Here is a 5,801-nt window from a genome sequence, read left to right on the forward strand (position 1 = left end):
TAAGTTCCCGTGTCAACGGTCGGCCCTCCGCAGCCCCCGGATGCGGAGGGGACGCACAGCGTCTTTTACTGGCCGCCTCGGCCTTAATATTTCGTTCTCCGCTGGCTGCGGCCGAAAACAAATAGGCAGTGCTTTTGCGGCTCTACGAGCCGCCGGGGAGCGCGCAGCCCGAACCTGAAAGAATAGGGCATTGCCAAACGGGGCGGGCGCCCGGGAGTGGCCGCAGTGAGCTTGCGAACATTGCGGGCCTCCCGTGGGGAGGCGTCCGGCCCGCGCGGTTCTACGAACCGCAGGATTCAACTCAAAAGTAGGGTAGAGGCAGCCCTTATTTTTAGGGTAGACCCGGCCCTTTGCCCCCCGCGAGCGGCACCCCCGTTTATTCCGAGAGGCAACGCAACTGAAAACCACCGGCGCGATTGTACGTGGCAGAAGGAGACATGGCGCCCGTGTAGAATAAAAGTCGCCAACCGTTCGTGCCGCTCACCGCAGAAGACCATACCGTACCGTCTCCGCCGACATTTCCCAGCCCCCCATCGTTGCTGCTGCGGAAGCCCGGGGCGGGGCCGCTCGGCATTCGAAAGGGGGGAGGTATTTCCACCTAATATTAGGCGCGAAACATATTAGGCGCGGCGCCTTATAGCGGTACCTTATAATAGCAAGAGGCCTCCTGATCGACCGGCCGCCTGACTGCGAAAAGGCCTTGGGGCGGGGGCCTCCGTGCCTCTTACACTTTGAAAACCAACATAACCCCATAAATTCATGGAAAACCAAATCCAACAGTACATCAGCGACTTCATGGCCCGCATCGAAGCGCGCAACCCCGGAGAGCCCGAATTTCACCAAGCCGTGCGAGAAGTGGTCGAGAGTCTTGCCCCCTATATCCTCGAGAATCCGGTGCTCCGGAAGATGAAAATCCTCGAACGCATTGCCGAACCCGAACGCATTATTATTTTCCGCGTACCGTGGGTCAACGACCGCGGAGAGGTCGAAATCAACCGCGGATACCGCGTCCAGATGAACAGCGCCATCGGGCCCTACAAAGGGGGGCTGAGGTTCCACGCCTCCGTCAACCTCAGCATCCTGAAATTCCTCGCCTTCGAACAGACCTTCAAAAACGCCTTGACCACCTTGCCCATGGGCGGCGGGAAAGGCGGATCCGACTTCAATCCCAAAGGGAAATCAGACGCCGAGGTGATGCGCTTCTGTCAGTCGTTCGCCACCGAACTCCAGCGCCATATCGGCGCCGACACCGATGTCCCGGCAGGCGATATCGGCGTGGGAGCCAGAGAGATCGGTTTCCTCTTCGGACAATACAAACGGCTCCGGAACGAATTTACCGGCACCTTCACCGGCAAGGGCTTGGATTGGGGCGGCAGCCCGCTGCGGCCGGAAGCCACCGGCTACGGCGTGAGCTACTTCGCACAGGAGATGCTCGCTACGCGCGGCGACTCTCCGGCGGGGAAAGTCGTGGCCGTCTCCGGATCGGGGAACGTCGCCCAGTACGCCATCCAGAAGATGACCCAGCTCGGGGCCAAGGTCGTAACCGCTTCGGATTCATCGGGATACATCTACGACCCCGACGGGATCGACGCCGATAAACTGGAGTACATCTTCGAACTCAAGAACATCTACCGCGGACGGATCAGCGAGTATGCCGACCGCTATCCCAGCGCGACCTACTACGCCGGCGAACGGCCGTGGGGGGTGAAGTGCGACATCGCCATGCCGTGCGCCACGCAGAACGAACTCAACGGCGAAGATGCGGCCAAACTGATCGCCAACGGCTGTATCTGCGTCGCCGAGGGGGCGAACATGCCGTCGACGCCGGAGGCCGTGCACGCGTTCCAGCAGCACAAGCTCCTCTACTCGCCGGGTAAGGCCTCCAATGCCGGCGGGGTGGCGACCTCGGGGCTGGAGATGACCCAGAACTCCGAACGCCTCCAGTGGGCCGCAGAAGAGGTGGACGAGAAGCTCCACGCCATCATGCGGAACATCCATGCCGCCTGTCTGCGCTACGGGACAGAGCCGGACGGCTACGTCAATTACGTCAAGGGGGCCAATATCGCGGGGTTCCGGAAGGTGGCGAACGCCATGCTGGCGCAGGGGATCGTATAGGGCGCGGCGGGAGACCGCCGAGGGGGCGTGGCGGTTTTCGGACACCCGCATACCGGCCGGCCCGTTTTTTTGCTACCTTTGTCCCGAAACTCGAGCATTGCCCATGAATTAAAAACCTCTTTACGACATACATAGAAAAGCGTTAGCTTTACTTTTGTTTCCCAAAATCGCCAATTTTGAAACACACCCGAAAGTAAAGTGGTAACGCTCACGTGGCGACACGTGGGCTTTACTTATTTGGGTGTAAGGTGTTTGGCGATACCTGGAAAACAAATGAGCTTCAAAGGCCCACGCTTTTTATTTCCGGACGAGAACCCTTTTTTATTCACTTAATTAAAATACAACGCTATGGAAATGAAACAATTACCGTCGCCAGACGCCCTGAAACGCATCATGATGATGCTCGGAGTGAAATACCTTGTCGGCTGGGGAACGGCGGAGCAGGAGGAGACGGCGCAGGAGTGCGGATTCGACGATGTCTGCGAATGGCTGGAGGGCGACATCCTGACCGACTACTTTACGCTGAGCTACGACCCGGAGACGGGCGAGTATCGCTATGACGAGATTCCGGGGGGAGACAACGAGTTTCTGCACTTCGTAGCCGCTCCGAACTACTGTTTCGTGTGCAGCTGTTGCTGCGAGGGGGGCCGGCCGCTGCCCCGGGAGGAGATCCCGGCCGAGATTTACGACCGGATCGACGAGGTGGCCGGAACCTGCGCGACTCTCTTCGCCTGGTCGGTGGACGGGAAGACGTGGAACCGGCCGGAGGGATTCGACTGCTCGACGTTCAACGAAACGATTCTGGATCGCTTTTTCGACCGCTTCCCCGATTTCGACGAGGAGCGTTTCCGGCAGGCATGCCCGCTCTGGTATCAGGTCTACAAACAGGTGCCGTTCGACAACGATATGCTGCTGGAATGGGCCCTGCTCAGAGAGCTCTCTCAGGCGGCTCCGGCGACGGCGACCGGGCTCGAACTGCCGGAGGTTGCGCCTGTCGGGCAGGCTAAGGTGTTGAAGTACTTCGTGAACTATCCGACTGCGCTCCGGGAGGATTACGAGCCGGCGCTGACGGCTGAACATGTCGAGGAGCTGACGGCCAAAGGGCTTTATGCGTTGGCGGCTTACTGTGCGGGCCGCATGGCGGCGGAGCGGCCGGACGATACGGCGTTGCGGCAGCAGGCGGACGATCTCTACGGGAAGGCGAAGGAGTTGGTTGAGCATCAAAAGGATATGGATGATTTGGAGGGAGGCGAAGAGGAGTACGATGGATAGTCGCTCTCCGATCCGGTAGGGTTCGGAGGAGCGGGGAGGCGCGAGGCATGGAAATCTTTTCCATGGCTCGCTTTGTTTTTCGCGGCGGGGTACTTTATCGGTAGTTTCTATCCTCAAATCCAGCCCCTTGCCTCCCGCGGACACGCGGCCCGTTTATTCCGAGAGGCAACGCAACTGAAAACCGTAGGCGCGGTGGTACGGAGCACTGGGACGGATCCACGTCACGCCGAAGTCCACGAACACGCCGCCCGTGTTGTTCGCTGCGGACGACCAACTATAGCCGTAGTTGCCGACGCCCATCAGGTCGCCCGTGCTCGTATTGCGGTGGCCCGGGGCGGCAGATGGAGCGTACCCCAGAGGCACTCAAAAGCCGGCGGCCGAGGGAGGGTCTTTCCGAAAAAGTCACTATCTTTAACCGTCCGACCGGGAGACCGACTCTCTCCGTCGGGCGGAATCCTTTGGAATACTAACCCCTTTAAAAACCATTTAACCTCCTGATGAATACCGATTTGCGCGCTATCGCCGAACAGTTTCGCATCGACGGCGACGTCCGGACGGTGCGTCCGCTGGGCGAAGGATTTATCAACGACACCTTCCTGATCGAAACCGAGGCTGAAACTACCCCGAACTACATCCTGCAACGGAAAAACCGCCATATTTTCACCGATATCCCGGCCATGATGGAGAATATCCGCCGGGTGACCGACCACCTGAAAACCAAGATCAAGGCTCGGGGCGGCGATCCCCGGCGCGAGGCGCTCACTGTCACGCCGACAAAGGACGGAGAACTCTATTTCCTCGACGCTGAGGGAGAATATTGGGCCGCTTGCGAATTTATCGCCGATACGGCGGCGTATCAGCAGGCCGATACGCCGGAGCTCGCTTTTCAGGGCGGAAAGGGGATCGGGCTGTTTCAGGCGATGCTGGCCGATTTCCGGGAGCCGCTGACCGATATTCTGCCCGGATTCCACAACATCCGATATCGATTCCGGCAGTGGGACGAGACGCTGGCCGAAGACCGTGTGGGGCGTGTCAAAGAGGTGGCCCGGGAGATCGGCTGGATCGAGGAGCGGAGGGAGGAGATGCTCCGGTTCTGGTCGTTGGTCGAAACGGGCGTGATTCCGACGCGGGTGACGCATAACGATACGAAAATCAATAACATCCTGTTCGACGGCAAGACGGGGGAGGTGTTGTGTGTGATCGATCTCGATACGGTGCTCTCGGCGACGTGTCTCAACGACTACGGCGACGCGATGCGGTCGTACACCAACACGGGGGCGGAGGACGATGCGGATCTCGACCGGGTGTCGATGGATATCGCGATTTTCAAGGCCTATACGGAGGGGTATCTCTCTGAGGCTCACGCTTTCCTGACGTCGGAGGAGGCGGAGTACCTCGCTTTTTCGGCCCGGTATATCACCTACGAACAGGTGCTGCGGTTCCTGATGGACTACATCGACGGTGACCGATACTACAAGGTGAAGTCGCCGGAGCACAACCTGGTGCGGACGCGGGCGCAGTACCGGCTGTTGCAGAGTATGGAGGCGCAGTATGCGGATATGCAGCGGATTGTAAAAGAAATATTGGAACGGTATGCTTAAGATTCGGAAAATCGAGGCGGGGAGCTCGCTGGAGGGGCTCCCGATGCAGGAGGTGGCGTGCAACAACTGGGCGGCGGAATATCCGTATGCGCCGCGGGTGAGGTTTGCGGCGGGGCATGACGGGAAGAGGCTGCTCTTGCGGTTCGAGGTGGAGGAGGGCTGCACGATGGCGAGGGTCGCGGAGGACAACGGGCCGGTGTGGACGGATTCGGCGGTGGAGTTCTTCATCTCGTTCGACGAGAGGGGGTACTATAACTTTGAGTTCAACTGCATCGGGCGGGCGCTGCTGGGGTTCCGGAAGACGAAACCGGAGGTGCGGCATGCGGATGAGGAGGTTATGGGGCTGATCGTGCGGCGGGCGTCGCTGGGCGGGGAGCCGTTCGAGGAGCGGAGGGGGGATAATCGATGGACGCTGGAGGCGGAGATTCCGGCGGGGGCGTTCTTCGCGCACGATTTCGGCTCGCTGGACGGGCTGCGGGCGCGGGCGAATGTCTACAAGTGCGGGGATGATCTCTCGCAGCCGCATTTCCTGTCGTGGAGGCCGATCGGGACGGAAAAACCGAATTTCCATGTGCCGGAATACTTCGGCGAGGTGGAGTTCGAGGTGTGAGCGGCGTGCGACAGAGAACGGGAGACAGAGTAGGGCAGAGGCTGCCGCAGCGAAACGCAGTTTCGCCCGTCCACGGGACGTGGGGCCCGCGCGGCCCGAGCGCAGTACCCTCTTGTAGGACAGCCGCGCGCCTCGTCTTTAAGAGGGAAATCGTCAAAACTCGCTTGCGTGTTTTGACAAGATTTCCCAAGGCGCGCGAAACA

At 59.9% G+C, this 5,801-nt stretch carries 6 protein-coding genes; 4 read left to right on the top strand and 2 right to left on the bottom strand.

What is annotated here, in order from left to right; all coding sequences use genetic code 11:
* Window positions 1–376: 376 nt before the first annotated feature.
* Window positions 377–574, bottom strand: a complete 198-nt coding sequence (locus tag QZ302_RS08205) for a hypothetical protein (protein WP_294594348.1) — start codon at window positions 572–574, stop codon at window positions 377–379.
* A gap of 185 nt (window positions 575–759) precedes the next feature.
* Between QZ302_RS08205 and gdhA the strand changes: the two genes are divergently transcribed.
* Together gdhA and QZ302_RS08215 are read left to right on the top strand one after the other, a co-directional pair.
* Entirely contained in the window at window positions 760–2,115 is a 1,356-nt protein-coding gene (gene gdhA / locus QZ302_RS08210; RefSeq protein ID WP_294594350.1) for an NADP-specific glutamate dehydrogenase, read from the top strand.
* A 348-nt stretch (window positions 2,116–2,463) separates the two neighbouring features.
* Entirely contained in the window at window positions 2,464–3,387 is a 924-nt protein-coding gene (locus QZ302_RS08215; RefSeq protein WP_294594352.1) for a hypothetical protein, read from the top strand.
* Between the two features lie 153 nt (window positions 3,388–3,540).
* Here QZ302_RS08215 and QZ302_RS08220 read toward each other — a convergent pair whose 3' ends face one another.
* Complete coding sequence (locus QZ302_RS08220; RefSeq protein ID WP_294594354.1) at window positions 3,541–3,687, bottom strand: hypothetical protein; 147 nt, start codon at window positions 3,685–3,687, stop codon at window positions 3,541–3,543.
* A gap of 197 nt (window positions 3,688–3,884) precedes the next feature.
* Between QZ302_RS08220 and QZ302_RS08225 the strand changes: the two genes are divergently transcribed.
* Window positions 3,885–4,988, top strand: a complete 1,104-nt coding sequence (locus QZ302_RS08225) for an aminoglycoside phosphotransferase family protein (RefSeq protein ID WP_294594356.1) — start codon at window positions 3,885–3,887, stop codon at window positions 4,986–4,988.
* Window positions 4,981–5,598, top strand: a complete 618-nt coding sequence (locus QZ302_RS08230; RefSeq protein ID WP_294594358.1) for a carbohydrate-binding family 9-like protein — start codon at window positions 4,981–4,983, stop codon at window positions 5,596–5,598. Before QZ302_RS08225 ends, QZ302_RS08230 begins: the two co-directional genes overlap by 8 nt.
* Window positions 5,599–5,801 lie beyond the last annotated feature (203 nt).

Origin of the sequence: uncultured Rikenella sp. (genome assembly GCF_910579375.1) — a bacterium.
Classification (GTDB): Bacteria; Bacteroidota; Bacteroidia; order Bacteroidales; family Rikenellaceae; genus Rikenella.